Genomic DNA, 25,026 nt, shown 5'->3' with positions numbered 1-25,026 from the left:
CGCCCGGCCAGCCATGAGCAGGCGGACAGGCCACTACAGCCGCCCCCACTCGCGCAGGCGCCGGTACAGCAGCCCGCGCGAGACGCCCAGCATGCGGGCGGCCTGCGAGATATTGCCCTGGCAGCGGGCCAGGGCCTGCTCGATCAGCTCGCGGCTGGCCTCGCCCAGGGAGGACGGCGCCTCGGCGGGTGGCGGCAGGGCCTCGATGGCCGGCAGCACCTCCTCGACCTGGGAAGATCCCTCATCCAGCCGCGCCTCCATCCACAGCGTCAGCCCCGTGGGCAGCATCTGCGGGCGTGCCTGGCCGTGGTGGGCCAGCTCCAGCAGCCGGTTCAGGCCCAGGCCGAAGACTTCCTCTGCCGCCAGCCCTTCGGGAGGCCGGCGCGGGCAGTCGAACAACTGGGCACCCACGCCGTTGAACCAGCGCACCATGCCTTCGCCATCCACGGCGGCCAGCCCTTCCAGCGGCGTGCCGAACATGCTGCGGCTGGACTGGAAGCGCAGCAGCAGGTGCATGCGTGCGGCGCCCACCAGCAGCCGGTTCTCGATGCAGGTGGCGTACATGTGGGCCATGGCGCCCGCATCGAAGCGAAAGGGGCCCGCCTCGCTGCTCAGGTCCAGCATGGCCACGGTGCGCCCGCTGGCGTCGCGCACGGGCGCGGCCGCGCAGTGCAGCGAGGCCAGGCAGCGGAAGAAATGCTCGCCGCCGCGCACATGGCAGACCTCGCCCGTGCGCACGGCCACGCCGGGTGCGCCCGTGCCCACGGCATCCTCGGCAATGTTCACGCCCACGCGCGCGGCAGTGAGCAGCAGCGGGCCATCGCCCGGCGTGGGGCGCGAGGCGATCAGCACCACGCCCTCGCTGCAAGTAAGCATGGCGCGCGCCTGGCTGCCCGCGATCACGGTCTCGAGTTCGGCGATGGGGTCGCGCGCCGCCTCGATCAGCGCGCGGTTGCGGGTCAGCAAGGTGGCCGTGCGGATCTTGCTGACCGGGTCGAAGCTGATCTTCTCGTCGGGGCTGCGGCTGGCGCCCAGGCAGCGCGTCCAGGACTGCAGCACGGGCTCGGACACCAGGCCCGAGGGGCGCTCGCCACGCTCGAAATAGCGCTCGCGCGCCAGCGCCACCCGGTCCTGGCGCGTGGCATAGAAGGGGTTGGAGGGCAGTGGGGCGGGAGGCGGCTGTTGCATGACGGACATCAAAACTGCCGCGATTGTTGTTCCGCCACGGCACAGGACAGCACTAGGGAAATCACCCGTGTTGGAACGGATTGCCGGGCTCGGTAACCTCGGGCATCGCCACAGGCCCGCCCGCAATGACACGCTCCCCACACAGCACAAGACACACCCTCCCCGCCCTGCCCACCCTGGGCGCCGCACTGGCCTGTACGCTGCACGCCCTGCCCGCCCACGCGGCGGACGCAGCGCGGGACTCCAGCGAGGCCCTGCTCGCCCCCGTGGTCATCACGGCCAGCCAGCCCGGCGCCGGCCCCGACCTGTGGGGCGCCACGGCCGCCATCGACAGCGTGGACGGCACGGTGCTGCGCGAGGGGCAGATGCAGATCAACCTGTCCGAGAGCCTGGCGCGCGTGCCGGGCCTGGTGGTGCTGAACCGCCAGAACTTCGCCCAGGACCTGCAGATCTCGGTGCGCGGCTTCGGCGCGCGCTCCACCTTTGGCGTGCGCGGGCTGCGCCTGTACGTGGACGGCATCCCGGCAGGCGCGCCCGATGGCCAGGGCCAGGCCGCCAACTTCACGCTGGGCAATGCGGCACGCATCGACGTGGTACGCGGCCCGGCCGCCGTGCTCTACGGCAACAGCGCAGGCGGTGCGCTGCTGCTGTACACCGAAGATGGCGAGGAACCCGGCCTGTGGCGCAGCGGCATGGCCGTGGGGCCGGACGGGCTGTGGCGCCTGTCCACCCAGCTGCGCGGCACGATCGGGGGCGGAAAGCCGGACCAGGCGGATGGCGGCTCCGCCCCCTGGCGCTATGCCATTCACATCGAGCGCTTCGCCACCGACGGCATGCGCCCCCAGTCGGCCGCCGACCGCAGCACGGCCCACATGAAGCTGTCGCGCAAGCAGGGCGACGACCAGTGGCTGCTGCAGTACCAGGAGCAGCGCGCCAGCGCCCAGGACCCGCTGGGCCTGACACGCGCCGAGTTCGAGGCCGACCCCGGCCAGACCACGGCCAGCGCGCTGCGCTTCAATACGCGCAAAAGCGTGCGCCAGCGCCAGCTGGGTGCCGCCTGGCAGCACCAGTTCGGCGCGGGCCGGCGCCTGGAACTCATGGCCTATGCGGGGACGCGCTCCGTGCTGCAGTACCAGTCCATTCCCGTGGCCACGCAGGCACCGCCCTCGCATTCAGGCGGCGTGATCGACCTGGACCGCGACTACGCAGGCTTGAACCTGCGCTGGCGCAGCACCCATGAGGATGTGGCCGGCGGCCGGCTGGACTGGTCGGCGGGCCTGGCCTACGACTGGCAGGGCGAAACCCGGCGCGGCTACGAGAACTTCATCGGCAGCCAGCTCGGCGTGCAGGGCCGGCTGCGCCGCGACGAACGCAACCAGGCACGCTCCGCCGACCCCTACCTGCAGGCCGAATGGAGCACGCAGAGCCTGGCCCTGAGCGCCGGCCTGCGCCAGGCGCGCGTGCGCTACCGCTCCGAGGACCACTACATCGCAGCCGGCAATGGCGACGACAGCGGCAGCATGGCCTGGCGCGGCTGGCTGCCCTCGCTGGGCCTGCGCGTCAACCTGCTGCCGGACCTGGTGGCCCACGCATCGGTGGGCCGGGGCATGGAGACGCCCACGCTCAACGAAGTGGCCTACCGGCCCGGTGGCCAAAATGGCATGAGCAGTGGCCTGAACACCGGCCTGGCCGCCAGCGCCCACAACACCGTCGAGGTCGGCCTGCGCGGGCGCCACGGCAACGCGGGCTGGAACCTCACGCTGTTCGAGACCCATACCCAGCGCGAACTCACCGTGCTGTCCAACATGGGCGGGCGCGCCACCTACCAGAACGCAGGCCGCACGCTGCGCCGGGGGCTGGAATTTTCGGGCAACGCCCAATGGGGACGGCTGACGGCCAGCACCGCCCTGACCCTGCTGCAGGCCCGCTACCGCGACAGTTTCCTGACCTGCGAGGCCACGCCCTGCACCACGCCCACCGCCCCGGTGGATGCCGGCGCGCGCCTGGCCGGCACCGCGCCGCGCCGCCTGTGGAGCGAGCTGGCCTGGCAGCTGTCGCCGCAATGGACCTGGACCGTGGACATGCTGCACAGCGGCCCCGTGGCCGTGAACGACCGCAACACCGACCGCGCGGCCGGCTACACCGTCTGGGGCTCCAGCCTGCGCTGGTCACGGCAATGGCAGCAATGGAGCGCCCAGACCTTTGTACGGCTGGACAACCTGTTCGACCGGCGCTTTGCAGGGTCGGTCATCGTCAACGAGGGCAACCAGCGGTTCTTCGAACCGGGTGCGGGCCGTGGGCTGTCGGCCGGGGTGACGGTCAGCCGGACGTTCTGAGCTGTTCCACGGCGGTACAGATCCGCCCCCGGGAAAATCCGAATGTTGTGACACGAGGCCGCTTTTTTTATCGTCTCCCACATGGTGCCCTTGCCCCCCAGCGCCATGCACGCAAAAACAAACCATACAGGAGACGAGACAACATGAAGACCCACGTGCTTTCCTCCACGCTGCTGGCCGCCGGCCTGGCGCTGGCCCTGCCGGGCGCCGCCCTGGCGCAGGCCGGCCTGCCGAGCAAAGGCTCGCCCGAGCACATACGCGCCGTCACCTCGCGCATCGACTCGCAGAGCATCCGCGACAACGCACGCAGCTCCAAGGACTGGCCCAGCCACGGCATGGACTACAGCGAGACGCGCTTTTCCAAACTCAGGCAGCTGGACACGGCCAATGTGAAGCGGCTGGGCCTGGTCTGGTCGTATGACCTGGAATCCACGCGCGGCGTGGAGTCCACGCCCGTGGTCGTCGATGGAATCATGTACGTCACGGCCAGCTGGAGCGTGGTGCATGCGGTGGACGTGCGCACCGGCAAGCGCCTGTGGAGCTACGACCCCGGCGTGGACCGCGCCAACGGCTTCAAGGGCTGCTGCGACGTGGTCAACCGGGGCGTGGCGGTCTACAAGGGCAAGGTGTATGTGGGCGCCTTCGATGGCCGCCTGGTGGCGCTGGACGCGGCCACGGGCCAGAAGGTCTGGGAGCAGGACACCATCATCGACCGTGCCTACTCGTACACCATCACGGGCGCGCCGCGCGTCATCAAGGGCAAGGTGCTGATCGGCAACGGCGGCGCCGAGTACGGCGTGCGCGGCTATGTCACGGCCTATGACGCCGAGACCGGCGCGCAGCAGTGGCGCTGGTTCACCGTGCCAGGCGACCCGTCCAAGCCGTTCGAGAACGAGGCCATGGCCCGCGCCGCCAAGACCTGGGATCCGGCCGGCAAGTGGTGGGAGGCCGGCGGCGGCGGCACGGCCTGGGACACCATGGCCTATGACCCCGAGCTCAACCTCATGTACATCGGCACGGGCAATGGCTCGCCCTGGGCGCAAGCCAAGCGCAGCCCGGCCGGTGGCGACAACCTGTACCTGGCCAGCATCGTGGCGCTGAACCCCGATACGGGCGAGTACGTCTGGCACTACCAGGAGACGCCGGGCGACAGCTGGGACTTCACCTCCACCCAGCCCATGGTGCTGGCCGACATCAAGATCGGCGGCAAGCCGCGCAAGGTCATCCTGCATGCGCCCAAGAACGGCTTTTTCTTCGTCATCGACCGCACGAACGGCCAGTTCATCTCGGCCAAGAACTTCGTCGATGTGAACTGGGCCAGCGGCTACGACGCCAAGGGCCGGCCCATCGAGACACCGATCGCGCGCAGCGGCGACCGCGCCCGCGACGTGATTCCCAGCCCCTTCGGCGCGCACAACTGGCATTCCATGTCCTACAGCCCCGACACGGGCCTGGCCTACCTGCCGGCCCAGCATGTGCCGCTGACGCTGCAGGACAACAAGAACTGGAAGTTCAACGGTGGCTCCCTGCCCGAGCCGCACAGCAACATCGGCTGGAACACGGCCACGCTGATCAACATGGAGCCGCCCAAGAGCACGCCCTTCGGCCGCCTGATCGCCTGGGACCCGGTGGCGCAAAAGGAGCGCTGGCGCGTGGAGCATGCCTCGCCCTGGAACGGCGGCACGCTGGCCACGGCGGGCAACCTGGTGTTCCAGGGCACGGCTGACGGCCGCTTCGTGGCCTATGACGCGCGCAACGGCAAGAAGCTCTGGGAAAAGCCCACGGGCACGGGCGTGGTGGCCGCACCCATCACCTATGAGGTCGATGGCCGGCAGTACGTCTCCATCGCCGTGGGCTGGGGCGGCGTCTACGGCCTGGCCGCGCGCCACACCGAGCGCAAGGGCCCGGGCACGGTCTACACCTTCGCGCTGGACGGCAAGGCCGAGGCGCCCGCCTTCGTCGCCTACCAGCAGGGCAAGCTGCTGCAGGGCGTGCCCTACGACAAGAGCCTGGTGGCCGAAGGCACGGCCCTGTACGTCAGCAACTGCGCCTTCTGCCACGGCGTGCCCGGCGTGGACCGGGGCGGCAACCTGCCCAACCTCGGCTACCTGGACCCGGCCTATATCGAGCACCTGGACAAGTTCATCTTCAAGGGCCCGGCCATGTCGCGCGGCATGCCCGACTTCACGGGCAAGCTGAGCATGGACGACGTGGAAAAGATCAAGGCCTTCATCCAGGGCACGGCCGACGCGGTGCGGCCCAAGTAGGCAGCCCGGGCCGCCCCACTCCCTCCCCCACCTCTCACAGGCATATCCCCGGCCCTGCTGCCCCGCAGCAGGCCAGGGACGGCCTTTGCCTGAAAACCCCCAAACAGGAATCCCGCCATGCGATTCAAACCCCGTCAACGCGCATCACTGGCCCTCGCAGCCGCGGCCGCAATGGCCGCCAGCACGGCCTTCAACGCCCACGCCGTCGATATCGACGCAGGCGACTACACCGCCCTGCCTCCGGGCACCACGCTGGGCATGGTCTATTACCAGCACGCCACGCGCGACAGCCTCTACGCCAATGGCGAGCAGGCGCCGATACGGCCGAGGCTGACCTCGGACATCGGCATAGCGCGCGGCGTGCACTTCATGAAGCTGGGCGACTATGTGATCGACCCGCAGTTCCTGCTGCCCTTCGGGCGCCTGTCGGCCTCGCGCGATATCGCGGCCATGGGCAGCAATACCGGCGTGGGCGACCTGATGCTGGCCGCCACCCTGTGGCTGACAAAGCCCGGCGACAAGGAGCACTTCGGCATCACCCCCTTTGTCTGGCTGCCCACGGGCCAGTACAACCGCAACGACCCGCTGAGCCTGGGCGAGAACCGCTGGAAGGCCGCCCTGCAGGCCGGCTGGATCAAGCCGCTGGGCAAGAGCGTGACCATGGACCTGGCGGCCGATGTCACCGTCTTCGGCAAGAACGACGACTTCGGCGCCAACAGCGCCACGCTCAAGCAAAAGGCGCAGTTCCAGTTCCAGGGCCTGCTGCGCTACCACCTGTCGGAGACCTCGGACCTGCGCCTGGGCCTGTCGCACCTGACGGGCGGCGAGACCCAGGTCAACGGCGTGGCGCAAGGCGACCGCCAGTCCACCACCAAGGTCTCGTTCGGCGGCGCGGTCTTTGTCGCGCCCAAGACGCAGCTGCTGGCCACCGTGGGCCGCGACCTGCATGTGCGCCAGGGCTTCAAGGAGAACGCCCGCATCAACCTTCGTCTACTGCAAGTGTTCTGACCCCCCGGTCCCCCGACCTCTGTCCATCCACCAAGGAGCGAACCATGAACCTCAGCGATATCCAGCACCAGATCACCGAGCGCGCCAGCGCCTTCCTCAACCGGGGCACGCATGACCTCTTCATCGACGGCCAATGGGTGGCGGCCCGGACCGGCCAGCGCCTGTCCACCGTCAACCCGGCCACCGAGGCCGTGATCGCCGAAGTCGCCAGCGCCGGCCCTGCCGACGTGGACCTGGCCGTGCGCGCCGCCCACCGCGCGCTGCACCTGGGCCCCTGGGGCCGCATGCGCCCCGTGGAGCGCGAGCGCCTGATGCTGCGCCTGGCCGACCTCATGGAGACCCATGCCCAGGCCCTGGCCGAGGTCGAATCGCTGGACAACGGCAAATCCGCCGCCATTGCGCGCGCCGTGGACATCGCCATGGCCATCGACTCCATCCGCTACATGGCCGGCTGGGCCACCAAGATCGAGGGCATGACGCACGAGCACTCCGTGCCCTTCGCGCCCGAGGCCCAGATGTTCACCTACACCCGGCGCGAGCCCGTGGGCGTGGTTGCCGCCGTCGTGCCCTGGAACTTCCCCCTGCTCATGGCCACCTGGAAGCTGGCGCCCGCGCTGGCCGCAGGCTGCACCCTGGTGCTCAAGCCTGCCGAGCAGACGCCGCTGACCGCGCTGATGCTGGCCGAGCTGATCCAGGAAGCGGGCTTTCCGCCCGGCGTGTTCAACGTGGTCACGGGCGACGGCCCCGGCACGGGTGCGCCCCTGGTCTCGCACCCGCTGGTCAACAAGGTCAGCTTCACGGGCTCGACCGAGGTGGGCAAGCTCATCGGCCATGCCTGCATGGACAACATGACGCGCATCACGCTGGAGCTGGGCGGCAAGTCCCCCGTCATCGTGCTGGACGACTGCGACCCGGCCGCGGCGGCAGCGGGTGCGGCCAATGCCATCTTCTTCAACCACGGCCAGGTCTGCTGCGCGGGCTCGCGCCTGTACGTGCACAAGAGCATGTTCGACCGCGTGGTGGCCGACGTGGCCGACCAGGCCGCCAGGCTCACCCTGGGCCATGGCCTGGACCCCAGCGCGCAGATGGGCCCGCTGGTCTCGCAGGAGCAGATGGAGCGCGTCTGCAGCTACATCGACATTGGCCGCAGCCAGGGCGCCGAGGTGGTGACGGGCGGCGCCCGCGCAGGCCAGCGCGGCTACTTCGTGCAGCCCACGGTGATGACCGGCGTGCAGCACGACCACCGCGTCGCCCGCGAGGAGATCTTCGGCCCCGTGCTCGTGGCCATGCCCTATGACGACCTCGACGAAGTCGCCGCCTGGGCCAACGACACGCCCTACGGCCTGGGCGCCAGCATCTGGTCCAACAACCTGTCCAAGGTCCACCGCCTGATCCCCAAGATCCAGTCCGGCACGGTCTGGGTCAACTGCCACAGCACGCTGGACCCGGGCATGCCCTTCGGCGGCTACAAGCAGTCCGGCATGGGCCGCGACATGGGCCGCACCGCGCTGGATGCCTATCTGGAGACCAAGTCGGTGTTCATCAATCTGTGAGCCGGATACGGCGGGCCGCTCCCTGGCCCGCCTGCACCTGGCATCAGGATGCCTCCGAATACCCCTTGGGCCATCCCCCCGGCCGGTCGCAGCATTCCTCCCAGCCCAGCTTGCGCGAGGTGTGGCCTATGCCGGGGTTGAAGGTGTTGGTCGGGTCCAGCTCACGGTAGAAGCCTGCCAGCGCGGGCTTGGCCACGTACAGGTGGCCCACGTTGTGCTCGGCCGGGTACTCGGCGCGGCGCGCGTCCAGCAGTTCCCACATGCGGTGCTCCATGGCCAGCGGGTCCACGCCCTTCTTGACGATGTAGTCCTGGTGGAAGACATGGCAGAAGAAGTGGCCGTAGTAGAGCTTGTGGACCATGTCGCGCTCGACCTCGGCGGGCAGCTGCTCCACCCATTCGCGGTCGTTGCGGCGCAGGGCAACGTCCAGGGCGACGATGTCCTCCACCTGGGCGCGGTGCACCTCGCGGTAGCGGATGGCCGCGCCTGCGATGGCGAAGCGGTGCAGGAAGGCCTTGCGCCCCTCGTCGGCATCGCACTCGAACCAGCCGCCCGTGGTGCTGCCGCTGAAGTGCCGCATGAGGAATTCACGCGTGGCCTCGGCCGTGTCGTTGGACACGCGCACCAGCAGGTGGTGCTCGTAGCGGTCACGCCACTGGCGCATGCGCGCGGGCAGATGGCTGGGCAGCAGGTTGGTCAGCGCCTGGATCACGCGGTCGGTGACGCCGCGCAGTCCGAAGCGCTCGAAGAAGCCGTCCACGCGGCTCTTGAGGGCGAAGGCGGCCGGCACCCTGGCCGTTCCGAAGCGATCGATCAGCAGGAAGGTGTCCTTGCCGTATTTCTCGCCGATGTCGTAGGCCGTGCGGTGGATATACTCGCCCGCGATCGGCAGGCGCGGCAGCGCGGTCAGCAGCTCGCGGCGCACGGCCGTGAGGTCGTCGGGCGCATTGCTGCCTATATAGAACACGGTGCTGGGCTCCTTGGGAAAGGTGTCCAGCCGCACGGCGAACAGGCACAGCTTGCCGGCCGAGCCCGAGGCCTCGAACAGGCGTGAGGGGTCGGCATTGAAGCGCGCGGGCGTGTCCTCGTCCACGGCGCGCACGGCCTCGGCATAGCGCGGGTCGGAGGCGGCGCGCTGCGCATCGTGGGCGATATCGGATTCGGTGTAGTCGCCGTTTTGCAGCCGCGTGAGGATTTCCTCGGGCGTGCGGCCCAGGGCGATGCCCAGGTGGTTGACGAGTTCCAGCGAGCCGTCGTCGCAGACGCGCGCGTACAGCGCCAGCTCGGTATAGGCCGGGCCGCGCCGCACCAGGGCGCCGCCCGAGTTGTTGCAGATGCCGCCCAGCACCGAGGCGCCGATGCACGACGAGCCGATCACCGAATGCGGCTCGCGCCCCAGCGGCGCCAGCGCCTGCTCCAGCCGGTCCAGCGTGGCGCCGGGCAGGCAGACCACCTGGGCGCCGCCGCCAATGACCTGCACGCCGGTGATGCGCAAGGTGTTGATGAGCACGATCTCGCGGTCATAGCCAGCGCCGTCGGGCGTGGAGCCGCCCGTCAGGCCCGTGTTGGCGGCCTGCATGATGACGATGCGCCCGGCCGCCACGGCGGCCTGCACCACCTTCCACTGCTCCAGCAGCGTCGCGGGCCGTACCACGGCCAGCACCGGCCCTTCGCCCGTGCGGTGGCCCTTGCGGAAGCGGCGCGTGGCCTGGTCGTCGGTGAGCACATGGGCGGCGCCCACGGCTTCGCGCAACTGCAGCAGCAGGGTCTCGCGGGAGACGGCCGGGGTCTGCAGCGCGCTCATGGCTGGCGCACCAGCAGGTCGCCGGTGATGTCGGATACCTTGCTCACGCTGGTCAGCGTCATGGCCACGCGCATTTCCTTTTCCAATAGTTCCAGCAGGTGCTTGACGCCGGCCTCGCCGGCAGCGGCCAGCGCGTAGATGAAGGCACGGCCGATCATGGCGCAGTCGGCGCCCAGGGCGATGGCGCGCACCACGTCCAGTCCGTTGCGGATGCCGGAGTCGGCCAGGATCTTGATCTGGCCCTTGACCGCATCGGCAATGGCCGGCAGCGCGCGGGCCGAGGACAGCACGCCGTCGAGCTGGCGGCCGCCATGGTTGGAGACGATGATGCCGTCGGCGCCAAAGCGCACGGCATCCTTGGCGTCCTCAGGGTCCAGGATGCCCTTGATGACCATGGGGCCCTTCCAGAAGGCGCGTATCCATTCGAGATCCTTCCAGGAGATGGAGGGATCGAAGTTGGCGCCCAGCCAGCCGATGTAGTCGGCCAGGCCCGTGGGGCTGCCCCGGTAGGCCGAGATGTTGCCCAGGTCATGCGGGCGGCCCAGCAGGCCCACGTCCATGGACCAGGCCGGATGCGTGACCGACTGCCAGTAGCGGCGCATGGCGGCATTCGGGCCGCTCATGCCCGAATGCGCATCGCGGTAGCGCGCGCCGGGCACGGGCATGTCCACGGTGAAGACCAGGGTGGAGCAGCCGGCCGCCTGGGCACGCTCCAGCGCGTTCTGCATGAAGCCCCGGTCCTTGAGCACGTAGAGCTGGAACCACATGGGGCGCTTGATCTTGGGCGCTACCTCTTCGATGGGGCAGACCGATACCGTGGACATGGTGAAAGGAATGCCATGGGCGTCGGCCGCGCGCGCGGCCTGAACCTCGCCGCGGCGGCGGTACATGCCCGTCAGGCCCACGGGCGACAGCGCCACGGGAATGGACAGCTTCTCGCCGAACAGCTCGATGCTGGTGTCCAGCCGGCTCATGTCCTTGAGCACGCGCTGGCGCAGCGCCACGGCGGCCAGATCTTCCACATTGCGGCGCAGCGTCTGCTCGGCATAGGCGCCGCCGTCGATGTAGTGGAACAGGAAAGGCGGCAGGCGCTTTTGCGCCGCCGCACGGTAGTCGGAGGTGGAGGAGATGATCATGATGGTGGTCTCATGTCTTTCAAAATAGGTCAACAGGACGCTGGCCTGGGGCGATCTCGCATGAGACTGGCGCACCCCAACCCAGGGACACCGAGGAAGGGCCTACGCCGGCCGCACCGCCCCGCACCGAGGGTGTCGTCCCCCTCCCTCGCGAAGCGAGCAGAGAGGGGGAAGGCGCGCAGCGACTCAGGGGGAGCTTCATTTCAGCGGCAGCCGCATGGAGCGCTCGCGCCGCGCGCGGTCCTCGTCAAGGCGCTGGATGGTGGTGCGCACATGCTCCAGGTGCTCGCCGATGCATTCGCGGGCGCGCTGCGGGTCGCCGTCCAGGATGGCCTGCATCAGGCTCTGGTGCTGCACGGTCAGCTCCTGCAGGGTCTGGGGCGCGCTCAGGCGAAACATGTCATGGCGGTTGCGCTCCACCGTGGACAGCACCACGGTGAACAGGCTGTGCATGACCTGCACCAGCACCAGGTTGTGCGAGGCCTCGGCAATGGCCAGGTGGAACTGCGCATCGGCGCGCGCCGCCAGCTCGGCGTGGCCGCTTTGCTGGTGCTGGATCATCACCTCGAAGCAGCGCTGGATATGGTCCTTGTCGCGCTCCGTGGCGCGCTGGGCGGCCAGCCAGGCCGTGCTGGTCTCCAGCGCATGGCGGGTTTCCAGCACGTCGTAGCGGTAGTGGGAGTCGGACTCCATGAGGCCGGCCAGCGGCCGCATGGCGTCCTTGAGCCAGTCCGCAGGCTCGGCAGCCGGCGCCGGCTCCTGCAGGTAGGTGCCATCGCCGCGCCGCGCCGCCAGCACGCCCTGGCTGGTCAGCTTCTGTATGGCCTCGCGCACCGAGGTGCGCGAGACACCCAGCTCGGCCGCCAGTTGCCGTTCCGCGGGCAGCCGCTGTCCGGGCTGCACTCCGCTGGCCTGCACCAGGGCAAGCAATTTCTCGACAACTTGATCGGCAACGCGCATGGGGATTCTCAGAATTGGTTTTCAGTGATTCACGGCGCTATGCGCCAGCCTCATCGCATGAAACCCGCACTGCCCAAGCCAGGGACACCGAGCAAGGGCCGCCCCGCCGCGAGGGTGTCGTCCCCCTCCCCCGCGAAGCGGGTAGAGAGGGGGAAGGCGCGCAGCGCCTCAGGGGGTGTTTCATGTCAATACCCCGGGATCATCCACGTAAACACATAGGCTTGCAGCGTCGTGATCACCCCGATGATCACGGCGAACATCAGGCTGTGCTTGACCGTGAAGCGGAACAGGTCCGACTCGCGGCCTGCCAGGCCCACGGCCGCGCAGGCAATGGCGATGGACTGGGGCGAGATCATCTTGCCCGTCACGCCGCCCGTGGTGTTGGCCGCCACCGTGAGCACCTGGGGCAGGCCCAGCTGCTGCGCCGTGGTGGCCTGCAGCGCGGCGAACAGCGCGTTGGCCGAGGTGTCCGAGCCCGTCAGGAACACGCCGATCCAGCCCAGGAAGGGCGAGAAGAACGTGAACGCCTGGCCCGTGTGCGCCAGCGCCAGGGCCAGCGTGGCCGACAGGCCCGAGTAGTTGGCCACGAAGGCGAAGGCCAGCACCATGCCGATGGAGTAGATCGGCACGGCCAGCTCCCTGAAGGTCTCGCCCAGCGTGGCCACGGCCTTGGCCGGCGACAGGCGCGTGAAGGTGATGGTGATCAGCGCCGCGATCAGGATGGCCGTGCCGGTGGCCAGCAGCCAGTTGAAGGTGTAGACCGCGCCGTAGGGCGCAGCGGCGGCCACGACGGGCGGCGTCTTCTCCACCAGGTTGTGCAGGAAGGGCACGGGGATGTTGATGACGGTGGAGGCCAGCGGCCCGCCTGCGGCGAACAGCGCCTTGAAGGGCTTGATGCTCCAGACCGTCACCATGGCCGTGAGGATGATGAAGGGCGACCAGGCCTTGATGACGGCGCCGGCCGTCAGCGGTGCACCGGAGTTGACGGCTGGAGCCTTGGCCGCCTTTGCGGTTGCAGCGGGCTTGCCGCCCTCGCCTTCCGTGTCGAAACGGAAGATGCGCTTGGGTTGCCAGACCTTGAGGAACAGCGTCAGCGCCACCAGCGAGACGATGGCCGAGGTGATGTCCGGCAGCTCGGGACCGATGAAGTTGGCCGTGAGGAACTGCACCACGGCGAAGGAGCCGCCGCCCACCAGCACGGCAGGCCAGGTTTCCTTGACGCCGCGCCAGCCGTCCATGATGGCCATCAGCCAGAACAGCACGAGCACGGTCATGAAGGGCAGCTGGCGCCCGGCCATCTGGCCGATGGCGAATGCATCCACGCCCGAGACCTGCCCCGCCACGATGATGGGAATGCCCATGGCGCCGAAGGCCACGGGCGCCGTGTTGGCGATCAGGCACAGGCCGGCCGCGTACAGCGGCTTGAAGCCCAGGCCCACCAGCAGCGCGGCCGTGATGGCCACGGGCGCGCCGAAGCCGGCCGCGCCCTCCAGGAAGGCACCGAAGCAAAAGCCCACCAGGATGAGCTGCAGCCGCTGGTCGGGCGTGACCGACAGGATGGACGAGCGGATCACGTCGAACTGCCCCGTCTTGACCGAAATCTTGTAGAGGAACACGGCCGCCACGATGATCCAGGCGATGGGCCACAAGCCGTAGAAGAAGCCGTACACGGCCGAGGCCAGTGCCGCGCTCACGGGCATCTTGTAGAACAGCAGCGCCACGCCCAGCGCCAGCGCCACGGTGACGGTGCCTGCCTGGTAGCCCTTGAGACGGAACCTGGTCAGCGCCAGGAAGAAAAAGATGATGGGAATCAGCGCGATCAGCGCCGAGATCCAGATGTTCCCGGCGGGATCGTAGTTCTGCTGCCAGATGGTTTGCATGACCGTGTCTCTAGATGATGGGGAGGGCGCGGTGAGCGCCCCTTGTCGGCCACTCCCTCTCGTTGCAGCGTTGGCATGCGGTGCGATCCGCACTGATGTCTGCTGGCTGGCTGGTTGCAACGGTGACCGGGAGTGTTCCCCGCGCTGGTGCCTTGTGGGCTATTGAAAAATTGGTCCAACCAATTAAGTCAAAATTCAGACCATTGCGCGAAGTGGTGCGATTCTCAGAGCTTTCAAGCCATCAGTTGAACAGGGTAAACACCTAAAATAGTGCAGATAATGCACCAGGACATTTATTGGTCATACCAATCATGGATATTTTGGTGCGACGCATGCTCAAGTCTTCGGCCAGGCAAGGCCCCAGGCGGTGCACAAACGCGGCGCAAGCTGGAAAAAGATCGGCGGCAGCGCTGTGCCCGCAGGTCCGGCGCCCATGCCTGACGCCCCCAACGGAAAAGCCCGCTCCCTACAATGCAGCCTCAGCGGTCGGTGTACCGCCCTTGTACTTTCGGCGCCCGGTCATCCCGGGCGCCCATTAAACCGCCGTGTATCCGGACGGCGGTGGCTGATTGAACGGAGCCCATCCATGAACCACATTCCTGCGCGCCGCTCGGCGCTGCGCCAGGCGGCTGCCTGCGTGCTGGCCGCCTCCACCCTGTCCAGCCTGCCCGCGCTGGCCACCGAATCCGCCGTGCTGCGCGTCTCGGCCATCCCGGATGAAGCTCCCACCGAGCTGCAGCGCAAGTTCGAGCCGCTGGGCAAGTACCTCTCGGCCCAGACCGGCATGAAGGTGGTGTTCACGCCCGTGACCGACTACGCCGCCGTGGTCGAGTCGCTGGCCACGCGCAAGCTGGACCTGGCCTGGCTGGGCGGCTTCACCTTCGTGCAGGCCAAGATCCGCACCAACGGCACGGCCATCCCCATCGTGCAGCGCGAGGAAGACGCCAGGTTCACCTCCAAGTTCATCACGGCCAACCCCGCCATCAAGACCCTGGCCGACCTCAAGGGCAAGAGCTTTGCCTTTGGCGCGCCCTCGTCCACCTCGGGCAGCCTGATGCCGCGCTTTTTCCTGCAGCAGGACGGCATCAACCCCGAGAAGGACTTCAAGACCGTGGCCTTCTCCGGCGCGCATGACGCCACCGTGGCCTTCGTGGCCGCAGGCAAGGCCGAGGCCGGCGTGCTCAACGCATCGGTCTGGGACAAGCTGGTGGAGAGCAAAAAGATCGATACCAGCAAGGTGCGCGTGTTCGCCACCACACCGCCCTACTTCGATTACAACTGGACCGTGCGCGGCGACCTGGACCCGGCCCTGGTCAAGAAGCTGACCGACGCCTTCCTGGCGCTGGACCCGGCCAAGCCCGAGCACAAGGCCATCCTGGAGCTGCAGCGCGCCGCGCGCTTCGTGCCCACCCAGGCCTCGAACTACGAAGGCATCGAGGCTGCCGCCAAGTCGGCCGGCCTGCTCAAGTAAGTCGCGGCAGGCGCGCTCCATGAGCTTTGAACTGGAAGGCGTGGGCCTGACCCACGCCGGCGGCGGCATTGCGCTGCGCGGCGTGACGCTGGCCGCACGCCAGGGCGAGGCCATTGCGCTGATCGGCCCCTCGGGCGCGGGCAAGACCACGCTGCTGTCCGTCATCGGCACGGCGCTGGCACCCAGCCAGGGCCGGCGCAGCGTGCTGGGCGACGAGGTGCCTGCGTCCAGCGCGGGGGCTCCCCGGCTGCTGCGCGCGCGCATCGGCACGGTGCACCAGGCGCCGCCCATACCGCCGCGCCAGCGCGTGGTCACGACCGTGCTGGCCGGGCGCCTGGGCCGCTGGCCTGCCTGGAAGGCGCTGGCCTCGCTGCTGTACCCACAGGACACCGCCGGCGCGCGCGAGGCCCTGGCCCGCGTGCAGCTGGCGGACAAGCTGTTCGCGCGCTGCGACCAGCTCTCTGGCGGGCAGCTGCAGCGCGTGGGCATTGCCCGCGTGCTCTACCAGCAGGCCGAGCTCATCCTGGCCGACGAGCCCGTGGCCGCGCTGGACCCGGCCCTGGCCCTGTCCACCGTGCAACTGCTGGTGCAAGAAGCGGCCGCACGCGGCGCCACCCTGGTGGCCAGCCTGCATGCCGTGGACCTGGCGCTGGCCTGCTTTGCGCGCATCGTGGGTATCCGCGATGGCGCCATCGCCTTCGACCTGCCGGCGGCCGAAGTCACGCAGGAACACCTGCGTGCGCTGTATGGGTCCGAGCATCCTGGCGATGATCCCTCCCGCCCTGCGTGGACACCCGCGCCCGCCGCCTTTGCCGCACCGCTGTCCGCATCCGCATGCCGTTGAGTTCCGATCTGCACGCGCTGCGTGACCCCGCCGCGCCTCGCCGCCTCGGCGCCCTGGTGCTGGCCGCCGTCGTGCTGTGGCCGCTGTTCCAGGGCGCAGGCTTCAGCCTGGGTGCGCTGTTCGATCCCGGCAACCTGCAGGTCATAGGCCGCTTTCTGGCCACCTTCCTGCCGCCCGAGACCGGACGCGACTTCCTTGGCTACCTGGGCCGCGCCACGCTGGAGACCCTGGCCATTGCCACGGCCGGCATGGCCCTGGCCTTTGTGCTGGCCGTGCCGCTGGCCTACCTGGTCACGGGCGCCGCGCGCGAGCGGCGGGCGCTCAACCCCGTCACGCGCGGCCTGCTCACCATCCTGCGCGGCGTGCCCGAGCTGGTCTGGGCCCTGGTCTTCGTGCGCGTCTTCGGCCTGGGGCCGGCCGCTGGCGTGCTGGCCCTGGGCCTGACCTATGGCGGCATGCTGGCCAAGGTCTATGCGGAAATCCTGGAATCGGCCGACCCCGCGCCTGCGCGTGCCCTGGTGCAGGCGGGCGCGCGCAGGCCGCTGGCCATGCTCTATGGCCTGCTGCCCCAGGCAGCGCGCGAGCTGACCTCGTACACCGTCTACCGCTGGGAGTGCGCCATACGCGCCTCGGTGGTCATGGGCTTTGTGGGCGCGGGCGGCCTGGGCCAGCTCATGGACCAGGCCATGAAGATGCTCAACGGCGGCGAGGCCTCCACCATCTTGCTGACCTTCATGCTGCTGGTCTGGGGCGCCGACCTGCTCTCGCGCGGCCTGCGCCGCGCGCTGGACACGCCACCCGCCGCGCGTGCCAGCGCCTGGGGCTGGCGCAGCGCCCTCACCTGCGCCGCCCTGGCGCTGGGCGTGGCCGCCAGCTTTGCCATGCTGGAGATGGACCTGCCCTCGCTGTTCACGGGCGCGGCGGGCCGGTCCATGCTGGAATTCGTCATCAGCTTCTTCCCTCCCGACACCAGCGCCGAATGGCTGCGCAAGGTGGCCGTGGGCGTGTGGGAGACGCTGGCCATCTCCGTGGTCGGCACCCTGCTGGCGGCCGTGCTGGGCCTGCTGCTGGCGCTGCCGCGCTGGCGCGCCCCCTGGAGCCTGGTGCTCAACGTGCTGCGCTCCGTGCCCGAGCTGGTCTGGGCCACCATCACCGCCCTGGCCGTGGGCCTGGGCCCGTTCGCAGGCGCGCTGGCGCTGGCGCTGCACACGGCGGGCGTGCTGGGGCGCCTGTATGCCGAGGCCCTGCAGAACCAGCCCGCCGCCCCCACCCAGGCGCTGCGCCTGTCCGGCAGCGGCCGCGCCATGGCCTTCCTCTACGCCACCCTGCCGGGCGCCGCGCCGCAGTTGCTGGCCTATACGCTGTACCGCTGGGAGATGAACATCCGCATGGCCGCCATCCTGGGCTTCGTGGGCGCGGGCGGGCTGGGGCAGCTGCTGTACTTCGAGCTGTCGCTGTTCCACTACGCCCAGGCCAGCACCGTCATCATCGCCATGCTGGCGCTGTCCGTGGCCGTGGACTGGGCCAGCGCGGCGCTGCGAAGGCGCATGGGTTAGGTGGTGGAGGCCGCAGCGCCCTCGCCTTCCATCTCGACCAGGTAGTCGATCAGCGCCCGCAGCTTCAGCGGCACATGGCGCGTGGGCGCATAGACCGCATGCACCACGCGCGGCGCGTACTTGCCGCACAGCGCCCAGCCCGGCAGCACGGGCGCCAGCTGCCCGGCCTGCAGCGCCGCCTGCGCCGCAAAGTCGGCCACCACGCCAATGCCCGGCCCCTGCTGCAGCGCGTGGATGATGCCCAGGCTGCTGGCAATGGTGATGGGCGTATCCACCAGCAGACGCATGGCGGGCGCGGCCGCAGGGTGGAGCGGGCGCAATTCCACCTCGTTCTGGAACTGCCCGTAGCCCAGGCTGATGAAGGGATGCGCCAGCAGTTGCCCGGGCTCCATGATCTGCGCATGCCGCGCCAGGTAGCCGGGCGTGGCCACCAGCACATAGCGGATGGTCTTGAGCGGCCGCGCCACCAGCCCCGGCGCGATCTGGCCCGGCACGCTGATGCGCAGGCCCAGGTCCAGCCCCTCGGCCACCAGATCCACCATGCGGTCCGTCATGTCCACCTGCACCTGCACCTCGGGCCAGCGCGCGCAAAAGCCCGGCAGCAGTGGTGACAGCCAGATATCGCCCAGCACGGCCGGCGCGCTGATCTTCAGCAGCCCGCGCGGCTGCTGGCGCAGCTGGCCGGCCAGCGCCTGCACGGCCTGGGCATCCGCCACCAGCCGAAGGCAGGCCTGGTGGATCTCGGCCCCCGCCTCGGTCAGCGACAGCGAGCGCGTGGTGCGTTGCAGCAGCCGCAGCCCAAAGTGCGCCTCCAGCCGCCCCACGCTGCGGCTCACGGCCGAGGTCGTCAGCCCCAATTGCCGGGCCGCGCCCGCAAAGCTCTGGTGCTCCACCACACGGGCGAAGACCAGCATTTCATCCAGGGGCATGGCGGTATCGGGCAAGGCGCTACTCCGGTCTTTGTTGCATGGCAGGCAATATTAATTTGAATGACTGGTGGATTGTTGATTGATTGCAGGGTCCGCAAGATACGGCCATGCGCTCCATACCGAAGCGCGCCCAGGAATCGACACCATGTCCCACAGCCCCAGCCTCACCTCTGCAACCTCACCTACACGGCCCCGAACCAGCCAGGGCGGCACCTGGCGCATGCTGCTGGCCATGGCGCTGTCGGGCACCATCGGCCTGCTCGTCGTGGAAAGCGCGCTGCCGCCGCTGCTGGTCGTATTCGCCCGGTGCGTGCTGGGCGCACTGGGCCTGGGCCTGTGGCTGGCCTGGCGGCGCGAATGGGTCGCCCCTCAAGGCCGTGAATGGCTGTGGCTGGCCGGGGGCGGCATCGCCCTGGTGCTCAACTGGGTCGCGCTGTTCAGCGCCTACCACTACAGCTCCATCGCCGTGGCCACCGTGGTCTACCACGTGCAGCCCTTCATGCTGCTGGCTCTTTCGGCGCTGCAGGGCGAGCCCGTCGAACGCCGCAAGCTGCCCTGGCTGCTGCTGGCCCTGCTGGGCGTGGCACTGAGCAGCGGCCTGGTCGGGCTGGATGGCATGGATGCATCGCATGCTGGAACAGGCGCCTGGATAGGCGTGGCCCTGGCCCTGCTGGCCGCCGCACTCTACGCAGGCACCACGGTCGCCACGCGCCGCCTGGGCCACATGCCCTCGGCCCAGATCGCCATGCTGCAGATGCTCGCGGGCGGACTGGTGCTGGGCCTGTGGGCCCTGCCCCTGCTCGCCCATGTCGCCGCAGCCAGCCCCCAGTTGCTGTCAGCGCGGGCCGCCTCCATGGTGCTGACCCTGGGACTGGTCCATACGGCCTTCATGTACACGGTAATGTATGCCGCATTCCAGCGGCTGCCGGCGCCCGCCATTGCGGCACTGTCCTTCGTCTACCCCGCCATGGCCTTGCTGGTGGACCTGGCCTGGTTTGGCGCCGTGCCGTCGGCGGCACAGTGGGCGGGAATGGGCTGCATTGTGGTGGCGGTGCTGGGGCACCGGCTCACGGGCCAGTCGTGAATTACCGTTCCAAGCCACTTCTCACTGACTTCACAGAGGGCAAATACGATGGCCACTCCTTTCAGCCATTTCCCACTGTGAATCCACCGTTACATCATGGAAAAAATGATTCCGCAACGGATCAATTCCGTCAGGCCAGACGCCCATGAGCTGCAGACTCAATCATTTATCTGCATTACGCCCAGAATGCTTGTCGCATGCTTGGCTGCGCCATTTTTCCCCGCGGTGATATTGGCAATTCTTGCCGCAGCAAGAATCAGCGGGGACAGCTGGATCGGCTTGCTGATCTTCCCGATTTGGGCCTGCAGCTACACAGGCTTCGTCATTCTGGGTCTGCCTGGCATATTCATGTTGAATAAACACAACCGTTTGACACTATTGAATCTTTCGATTTATGGAGCCATCGCAGGCTCCATTCCATATCTTGGAATTTCTCTGATTTTTTCCATGAATGGTCCGTTTTCTACGGATCTTGAATACATTTTCCTGAATTCTCTTGGCACTATTTTTGGGTTGGGGATTGCGTTTATCTTCGGAATGATCATCGAAATCAAAACCCATTAGACAGGTGTACAAGGCCATGAGGTACTTCATGGCCGATGCAAAGACATGAACACATGCGCTCACCATTCATCAAGACTTCATAAATTCCCTTAATTGTTTCAAGATATTTCCAATCAGGCATGAATTGTACATTTTGAATCATTCATATCCCTCTGCCACGTATGCTCTCCCGGCTTTCCGCCATTCGCATTCATTCAGCCGGAATACAGAGGGAGAAATAATTGGCCACTATCGAAAAAGGATTGATGGTAGACAAAAGCGTCGAAGTCAAGACCTATCCGTCCATAGAGCACGGCGCCTTGCTGTCCGTCACATCCATCGTGCTACACCGCACTGACTCGTCCACGGCCGCCAGCGTGCTCAATGCCTACAAGAGTGGCCAGAAAACGGGGGCGCACTTTCTGATCGAGAAGGACGGGAAGATCTACCAGACGGCCAGCCTTGAGCGCATCTGCTGGCATGTGGGCATCCTGCAGCCGCGCTGCGTCAACGAGAGCACCTGCGATCCCACGGAACTCAAGAACATCAATGCCCTGCTGCACCAAAAGGGCCTGAGCTTCAGCAAGCGTGCCAAGAATGTGTCATCGCACGAGAACACAAAGGCCTATCCGTTGCGTTATCCGGCCAACAGCGACTCCGTGGGCATCGAGGTGGTGGGCCGTTTCCTGCCATCGACCAAGGATTACGAGGCGCCCACCCAATCGCAGCTGTTCCAGACCAAATGGCTGACCCAGCAATTGGTGGACCACTACAAGCTCAAGCTTCTGTCCGATGTCTACTCCCACGGCGCCATTGCCCGCAAGGAAGCGACCGAAGGCGCCCAATTGCTGCGCTACATCTTCACGGGAGCCTGAGCCATGCCATCCAGCCAGCTTTTCAACAATCCCTCTCGCAGCCTGCGCATTGCGGCCTGGGCTGCCGTGATGCTGTGCCTGCATGCGCCGCTGCAGGCCTCATCTACTTCCACATCCACGCACAAACACGCGGCCAAGGCTGCGCCCGTTTCCGTCATCGGCCCGGTCACCCGTTCCGTAGGCACGGGCGAGACCATGGGATGCGAGAAAGTCAGCCTGGACGCCGCCGACGTGGCCCGCTATTTCGCGACGGCAAAGCAAGTCTCGACTGGCAGCTTCCATGAGGAATCCATCATCCTGCCCTGCAGTTTCAGCGGACGGCTGCTGCGTTCGGGCAAGGTCTATGAATGGAACATCAACGCCGCCGGTGCCGGCTACCTGCGCAGTGAAGATGGCGATCACGACCTGCGCTACCTGTGCCGCAAGGCCTGCGAGAAGGCATTGCCGCAGTTGACGGGGCTTTGACCTGTTGTTCAGACATTGTCTACACGGGCGTCTTGTCACTCCCATTGATCGCTTCCCCATCCTCCTGCCAAAAACAGCGGATACGATGGCGCCTCCCACAATATCCCCAACAGACCATGGACCGACTGATTTCCCAGGGAATGAATTCCTTCAGCCAGGGCGACCATGCGCGCATGCATGCGCTATGGTCCGGCACCACGGTTTTCAACCACCTGGACAACGAAGCGATTGCCAGCCTCTTTACCGGCATTCAGGCCACTGCCGAATCAGGCCAGGGCAGCGAATGGTCATGGCTGATGCTGTGCCTGGTGTATCTCGATTCCAGTGACCAATTCACCGAGGACCGCAGTGCGGCATTGCGCCAGGTCGGCGAATGGGCGCAGCGCGCACTGGCGATGTCACCAGGCAATGCGTATGGACACCGCTATCTGGGCAGTGCCCACTATTGGCTGGACGAACCCGAGCCCGCGCTGGCCGCCTACCGCAAGTCTCATGCCTTGCAGCCCCAGGTGGACTTGCAAGCCCGCATTTTCGAGATGGAGCATGCCGTGCCCTGGCGCAGCATCTTTTCCTATCCCGACTTGGCTGATGGCCCGGCGGCACCCGACTGCTACACGGCCGGCGTGACCGTGGGCAAGTGGAAGCGCCCCGACACGGATGCAGCGGCCCTGCAGGAAATCGAGCGCCTGCAGACCACACTCTACGAACGCTGTCTGGAGCGCTTCGCCAGCGCCGGCACGCCGGCAAGCGGCCAGGAGGCCGTGCCCGCCGCGCTGGACATCCACACCTATGCCATGTGCTGCAACAACCTGGGCGTGCTGTACAACGCGCAGGAACAGTACGAGCAGGCGGCAGCCGTCCTCGAAGCCGGGCTGCAGCAGACCCGTTTCCAGGCCCTGCTGGAAAACCTGCGCCATGCCTATCGGCAACTGGGCAACCGCAAGCAGGCCACCGACCTGTCCCTGCTGCTGATGGAGGACTACGCGCTTGACACCGGCCTGTATCTTGACTGCGCGCAGACCGCATGCGCCTATCTCAACGAGACCAGCCACCACCAGGACGTCCTCGACATCGTGGCCGAAGCCGAGCGCCGCTATGCGCAGCTTTCGCCGCAGCAACGGCAAGCGCAATGGGAAGTTCGCAGCATGAGCTTCGTTCATGCGCACAAGGTCACCGCCCTCAGGGCCCTGGGCCAGCTCAAGGCCTCGCACCTTCAGCCTGAACTGGTCGAGATCGCCCTGCGCCACGATCCGGACGATGCCCAGCTGCTCGGCATACGCGCCCACATGCAGGGAGCCCGGCAGCAGGTGGGTGGAAAAGGCGGATTCTGGTCGCGCCTGTTCGGCTGAGCCACACCGGGCGACCGGGCCACCAAGACAGCCACCCTAAAAAATCAGGCAGTGTCGAATCCTTTTAGGCGGCCAGCGTCTCCTGGCAAGGACTCAACCCTTCAGAAAGCCTGTTCATGTTCTATCTCAAACGCAACCTGCCGATATGGGAACGCGCACTGCGCGCAACCGGTGCAATCGCCTTGATCGCAGTGGCCCTGCTGGGCGTCACCCCACTCGGCAACGCCTCGTTCTGGCTGCTGATCGCCGGCGCGGCGACGCTGGCCATCACGGGCGTGGCCGGGTTCTGCCCGGCCTGCGCCCTGTTCGGCCGCAAGCCCGTGGACACTGCGCCATGATCCGCGCCGACGCCCCTCTGATCGAGGCCGCGCGCCAGGGCGACCGGGATGCCATAGTCCGCCTGCTGTCGGTCTGTCAACCCGACCTCAAGCGCTTTGCCAGGCGCACCTGCAGCAATGCCCAGGACGCAGAAGACGCCGTGCAACTGGCACTGTGGCAGCTGTACCGCCGCGTGGGAGCGCTGCGCGCCACGGCGGCCTTCGCCACCTGGCTGTTCCGCATCGTCGAGCGCGAATGCTGGCGCCTGCTGCGCGGCCGTGGCCGCACCGAATCGCTGGATGCGCCCGATGCACCGCCGATGAACCTCGCCGCTGCGCCCATCCCCCACGGCCTGCGGCTGGACCTGGCCCGCGCCATGGAACGCTTGAGCCCTCCCTACCGCGAAGTGCTGATCCTGCGGGACGTGCACGAACTTACCGCTCCCGAAACCGCCGCCCAGCTCGGCCTCAGTGTGGAAGCAGTGAAAAGCCGCCTGCACCGCGCACGCGCCAAGGTGCGCGAGCACCTGCTGGCCAGCGGCTACTGGGTCAAGGACGATATGCCGCAGGAGCCACGCGATGTTCTGTAGCCGCTCCGTGGGCACCCACCTGCTGCGCGGCGCAGCCGCCATGGCCCTTTTGCTGGCAGCCATGCTGCTGGACGGTCTGCCGCTGCTGCCCAGGCTGGCCGCCTTCGGCGGTGCGTTACTGCTGATGCGCGGATGCCCTGCGTGTTGGCTGGTGGGCCTTTTCCAGACATGGCAGCAAGAAGCCGGCAAGGACCACGGCGCCGGACGCTGATTTCCCGACCTGTTAAAAGCGCTCCTGAAACACTGGTTATCAGTGTGCCCGCACCATATCCAGGAGCCCAACCGTGGATTGCATGGTGAAATTCATCTGATACCAGCCACAGCAGCGTGCAAATCACAAGAAATAAACCTTTTGGCTATTTTCTTTCGAGAAAATCATCGTATTCAATCTTTTTCTGTATTATGCAGAAATACTCATAACCAATGCATGACACCAAAAAAAATAACTATCCCCAGCGGATTATTATTCCATATTCCAAGCCAGATAGAAAACCAAGCAAGAGGACCAATAAATAAAAAAGAAACAACAGTCATCTTCTTGGCGTATTTTGCATGACATACCCTGCACTTCAATTCGCTGCCGAACCACTGCGTCAATCTGGAAAATACTGCACCGCAATCTTGACACGCATATTTCACACCATGCTCCCCGAAAATTCAGCCGAATAATGACAATTCCGCCAAGCACCGCACGCTTCAGCGCGTTCGCGTTCATTTATTGCCCCTGACGTGGGTTGTAGGCGATCCATTTCCCCTGATTCAGGCAATTCACCCGACGCACCACGTCCCAGTTGAAGACCGCATTGCGATCACTGAAAATGTAGGCCTCCCAAGATGCTGGCAACCCTCAGAAAACCCCCAGCACCAGCCC

The 25,026-nt window shown here is 67.1% G+C and carries 22 protein-coding genes; 16 read left to right on the top strand and 6 right to left on the bottom strand.

Going from position 1 to position 25,026, the window contains the following annotated elements; translation table 11 throughout:
* Window positions 1-33 precede the first annotated feature (33 nt).
* Complete coding sequence (locus A9976_RS20020; protein ID WP_232245846.1) at window positions 34-1,188, bottom strand: helix-turn-helix domain-containing protein; 1,155 nt, start codon at window positions 1,186-1,188, stop codon at window positions 34-36.
* Window positions 1,189-1,313: 125 nt separating this feature from the next.
* Here A9976_RS20020 and A9976_RS20015 point away from each other — a divergent pair, with 125 nt between their 5' ends.
* The 4 genes from A9976_RS20015 (at window position 1,314) to A9976_RS20000 (ending at window position 8,352) form a co-directional block, all read left to right on the top strand.
* Complete coding sequence (locus A9976_RS20015; RefSeq protein ID WP_183020459.1) at window positions 1,314-3,524, top strand: TonB-dependent receptor domain-containing protein; 2,211 nt, start codon at window positions 1,314-1,316, stop codon at window positions 3,522-3,524.
* A 143-nt stretch (window positions 3,525-3,667) separates the two neighbouring features.
* Window positions 3,668-5,791: a PQQ-dependent dehydrogenase, methanol/ethanol family gene (locus A9976_RS20010; RefSeq protein WP_183020458.1), complete on the top strand. Its 2,124-nt coding sequence runs from the start codon at window positions 3,668-3,670 to the stop codon at window positions 5,789-5,791.
* 117 nt (window positions 5,792-5,908) lie between these two features.
* Window positions 5,909-6,799: a transporter gene (locus tag A9976_RS20005; protein ID WP_183020457.1), complete on the top strand. Its 891-nt coding sequence runs from the start codon at window positions 5,909-5,911 to the stop codon at window positions 6,797-6,799.
* 44 nt (window positions 6,800-6,843) lie between these two features.
* Complete coding sequence (locus A9976_RS20000) at window positions 6,844-8,352, top strand: aldehyde dehydrogenase family protein (RefSeq protein WP_183020456.1); 1,509 nt, start codon at window positions 6,844-6,846, stop codon at window positions 8,350-8,352.
* A gap of 43 nt (window positions 8,353-8,395) precedes the next feature.
* Here A9976_RS20000 and dld read toward each other — a convergent pair whose 3' ends face one another.
* From dld to lldP, 4 genes are all read right to left on the bottom strand, one after another.
* The gene (dld, locus tag A9976_RS19995; protein ID WP_183020455.1) at window positions 8,396-10,156 is read right to left on the bottom strand and encodes a D-lactate dehydrogenase; all 1,761 of its coding nucleotides are present in this window, start codon (window positions 10,154-10,156) and stop codon (window positions 8,396-8,398) included.
* A complete protein-coding gene (gene lldD / locus A9976_RS19990; protein ID WP_183020454.1) occupies window positions 10,153-11,292 on the bottom strand; it encodes an FMN-dependent L-lactate dehydrogenase LldD in 1,140 nt (379 codons plus the stop codon). The genes dld and lldD overlap by 4 nt, the downstream gene beginning before the upstream one ends.
* Before the next feature lie 198 nt (window positions 11,293-11,490).
* The gene (lldR, locus tag A9976_RS19985) at window positions 11,491-12,252 is read right to left on the bottom strand and encodes a transcriptional regulator LldR (protein WP_183020453.1); all 762 of its coding nucleotides are present in this window, start codon (window positions 12,250-12,252) and stop codon (window positions 11,491-11,493) included.
* A 185-nt stretch (window positions 12,253-12,437) separates the two neighbouring features.
* Window positions 12,438-14,132 (bottom strand): L-lactate permease, encoded by a 1,695-nt coding sequence (gene lldP / locus A9976_RS19980; RefSeq protein WP_183020452.1) that lies wholly within the window; start codon window positions 14,130-14,132, stop codon window positions 12,438-12,440.
* A 586-nt stretch (window positions 14,133-14,718) separates the two neighbouring features.
* On the opposite strand from lldP, the gene A9976_RS19975 reads away from it, so the two are divergent.
* Genes A9976_RS19975 through A9976_RS19965 form a run of 3 tightly spaced genes read left to right on the top strand, consistent with a single transcriptional unit; the run spans window position 14,719 to window position 18,003 of the window.
* The gene (locus A9976_RS19975) at window positions 14,719-15,603 is read left to right on the top strand and encodes a putative selenate ABC transporter substrate-binding protein (protein WP_183020451.1); all 885 of its coding nucleotides are present in this window, start codon (window positions 14,719-14,721) and stop codon (window positions 15,601-15,603) included.
* A 19-nt stretch (window positions 15,604-15,622) separates the two neighbouring features.
* Complete coding sequence (locus tag A9976_RS19970; RefSeq protein ID WP_183020450.1) at window positions 15,623-16,447, top strand: phosphonate ABC transporter ATP-binding protein; 825 nt, start codon at window positions 15,623-15,625, stop codon at window positions 16,445-16,447.
* Window positions 16,438-18,003 (top strand): ABC transporter permease, encoded by a 1,566-nt coding sequence (locus tag A9976_RS19965; RefSeq protein WP_183020449.1) that lies wholly within the window; start codon window positions 16,438-16,440, stop codon window positions 18,001-18,003. Before A9976_RS19970 ends, A9976_RS19965 begins: the two co-directional genes overlap by 10 nt.
* Here the strand turns inward: A9976_RS19965 and A9976_RS19960 are convergent.
* The gene (locus A9976_RS19960; protein ID WP_183020572.1) at window positions 18,000-18,932 is read right to left on the bottom strand and encodes a LysR family transcriptional regulator; all 933 of its coding nucleotides are present in this window, start codon (window positions 18,930-18,932) and stop codon (window positions 18,000-18,002) included. The two genes, A9976_RS19965 and A9976_RS19960, sit on opposite strands and share 4 nt — an antisense overlap.
* Before the next feature lie 145 nt (window positions 18,933-19,077).
* Between A9976_RS19960 and A9976_RS19955 the strand changes: the two genes are divergently transcribed.
* The 9 genes from A9976_RS19955 to A9976_RS19915 all read left to right on the top strand — a co-directional run bounded on the left by A9976_RS19955 (window position 19,078) and on the right by A9976_RS19915 (window position 24,711).
* On the top strand, window positions 19,078-20,016 hold the full coding sequence (locus A9976_RS19955) for a DMT family transporter (RefSeq protein WP_183020448.1): 939 nt from the start codon (window positions 19,078-19,080) through the stop codon (window positions 20,014-20,016).
* A 96-nt stretch (window positions 20,017-20,112) separates the two neighbouring features.
* Window positions 20,113-20,580 carry a hypothetical protein gene (locus A9976_RS19950; protein ID WP_183020447.1) on the top strand — a complete coding sequence of 156 codons (468 nt, stop codon included), beginning with the start codon at window positions 20,113-20,115 and terminating at the stop codon, window positions 20,578-20,580.
* A 245-nt stretch (window positions 20,581-20,825) separates the two neighbouring features.
* Complete coding sequence (locus A9976_RS19945; protein ID WP_016446773.1) at window positions 20,826-21,434, top strand: peptidoglycan recognition family protein; 609 nt, start codon at window positions 20,826-20,828, stop codon at window positions 21,432-21,434.
* A gap of 3 nt (window positions 21,435-21,437) precedes the next feature.
* Window positions 21,438-21,899, top strand: a complete 462-nt coding sequence (locus tag A9976_RS19940) for a hypothetical protein (RefSeq protein WP_183020446.1) — start codon at window positions 21,438-21,440, stop codon at window positions 21,897-21,899.
* A gap of 116 nt (window positions 21,900-22,015) precedes the next feature.
* On the top strand, window positions 22,016-23,248 hold the full coding sequence (locus A9976_RS19935) for a hypothetical protein (protein ID WP_183020445.1): 1,233 nt from the start codon (window positions 22,016-22,018) through the stop codon (window positions 23,246-23,248).
* Window positions 23,249-23,364: 116 nt separating this feature from the next.
* On the top strand, window positions 23,365-23,586 hold the full coding sequence (locus A9976_RS19930) for a DUF2892 domain-containing protein (RefSeq protein ID WP_183020444.1): 222 nt from the start codon (window positions 23,365-23,367) through the stop codon (window positions 23,584-23,586).
* Complete coding sequence (locus A9976_RS19925) at window positions 23,583-24,155, top strand: RNA polymerase sigma factor (RefSeq protein WP_183020443.1); 573 nt, start codon at window positions 23,583-23,585, stop codon at window positions 24,153-24,155. The genes A9976_RS19930 and A9976_RS19925 overlap by 4 nt, the downstream gene beginning before the upstream one ends.
* Window positions 24,145-24,366, top strand: coding sequence for a hypothetical protein (locus A9976_RS19920; RefSeq protein ID WP_183020442.1), 222 nt, complete (start codon window positions 24,145-24,147; stop codon window positions 24,364-24,366). The genes A9976_RS19925 and A9976_RS19920 overlap by 11 nt, the downstream gene beginning before the upstream one ends.
* A gap of 78 nt (window positions 24,367-24,444) precedes the next feature.
* On the top strand, window positions 24,445-24,711 hold the full coding sequence (locus A9976_RS19915) for a hypothetical protein (RefSeq protein ID WP_183020441.1): 267 nt from the start codon (window positions 24,445-24,447) through the stop codon (window positions 24,709-24,711).
* The last annotated feature ends 315 nt before the right edge of the window (window positions 24,712-25,026 follow it).

This window comes from Delftia sp. UME58 (assembly GCF_014170385.1).
GTDB lineage: Bacteria > Pseudomonadota > Gammaproteobacteria > Burkholderiales > Burkholderiaceae_C > Comamonas > Comamonas acidovorans.
Note: the sequence above shows the minus strand (reverse complement) of the source record. Positions and strands in the feature narration are given on the sequence as shown.

Excerpts from the sequence above, each read along its gene's own strand:
- A9976_RS20020 (WP_232245846.1), bottom strand. The coding sequence starts at position 1,188 with ATGCAACAGCCGCCTCCCGCCCCACTGCCCTCCAACCCCTTCTATGCC.
- A9976_RS20015 (WP_183020459.1), top strand. The coding sequence starts at position 1,314 with ATGACACGCTCCCCACACAGCACAAGACACACCCTCCCCGCCCTGCCC.
- A9976_RS20010 (WP_183020458.1), top strand. The coding sequence starts at position 3,668 with ATGAAGACCCACGTGCTTTCCTCCACGCTGCTGGCCGCCGGCCTGGCG.
- A9976_RS20005 (WP_183020457.1), top strand. The coding sequence starts at position 5,909 with ATGCGATTCAAACCCCGTCAACGCGCATCACTGGCCCTCGCAGCCGCG.
- A9976_RS20000 (WP_183020456.1), top strand. The coding sequence starts at position 6,844 with ATGAACCTCAGCGATATCCAGCACCAGATCACCGAGCGCGCCAGCGCC.
- dld (WP_183020455.1), bottom strand. The coding sequence starts at position 10,156 with ATGAGCGCGCTGCAGACCCCGGCCGTCTCCCGCGAGACCCTGCTGCTG.
- lldD (WP_183020454.1), bottom strand. The coding sequence starts at position 11,292 with ATGATCATCTCCTCCACCTCCGACTACCGTGCGGCGGCGCAAAAGCGC.
- lldR (WP_183020453.1), bottom strand. The coding sequence starts at position 12,252 with ATGCGCGTTGCCGATCAAGTTGTCGAGAAATTGCTTGCCCTGGTGCAG.
- lldP (WP_183020452.1), bottom strand. The coding sequence starts at position 14,132 with ATGCAAACCATCTGGCAGCAGAACTACGATCCCGCCGGGAACATCTGG.
- A9976_RS19975 (WP_183020451.1), top strand. The coding sequence starts at position 14,719 with ATGAACCACATTCCTGCGCGCCGCTCGGCGCTGCGCCAGGCGGCTGCC.
- A9976_RS19970 (WP_183020450.1), top strand. The coding sequence starts at position 15,623 with ATGAGCTTTGAACTGGAAGGCGTGGGCCTGACCCACGCCGGCGGCGGC.
- A9976_RS19965 (WP_183020449.1), top strand. The coding sequence starts at position 16,438 with ATGCCGTTGAGTTCCGATCTGCACGCGCTGCGTGACCCCGCCGCGCCT.
- A9976_RS19960 (WP_183020572.1), bottom strand. The coding sequence starts at position 18,932 with ATGCCCCTGGATGAAATGCTGGTCTTCGCCCGTGTGGTGGAGCACCAG.
- A9976_RS19955 (WP_183020448.1), top strand. The coding sequence starts at position 19,078 with ATGTCCCACAGCCCCAGCCTCACCTCTGCAACCTCACCTACACGGCCC.
- A9976_RS19950 (WP_183020447.1), top strand. The coding sequence starts at position 20,113 with ATGGAAAAAATGATTCCGCAACGGATCAATTCCGTCAGGCCAGACGCC.
- A9976_RS19945 (WP_016446773.1), top strand. The coding sequence starts at position 20,826 with ATGGTAGACAAAAGCGTCGAAGTCAAGACCTATCCGTCCATAGAGCAC.
- A9976_RS19940 (WP_183020446.1), top strand. The coding sequence starts at position 21,438 with ATGCCATCCAGCCAGCTTTTCAACAATCCCTCTCGCAGCCTGCGCATT.
- A9976_RS19935 (WP_183020445.1), top strand. The coding sequence starts at position 22,016 with ATGGACCGACTGATTTCCCAGGGAATGAATTCCTTCAGCCAGGGCGAC.
- A9976_RS19930 (WP_183020444.1), top strand. The coding sequence starts at position 23,365 with ATGTTCTATCTCAAACGCAACCTGCCGATATGGGAACGCGCACTGCGC.
- A9976_RS19925 (WP_183020443.1), top strand. The coding sequence starts at position 23,583 with ATGATCCGCGCCGACGCCCCTCTGATCGAGGCCGCGCGCCAGGGCGAC.
- A9976_RS19920 (WP_183020442.1), top strand. The coding sequence starts at position 24,145 with ATGTTCTGTAGCCGCTCCGTGGGCACCCACCTGCTGCGCGGCGCAGCC.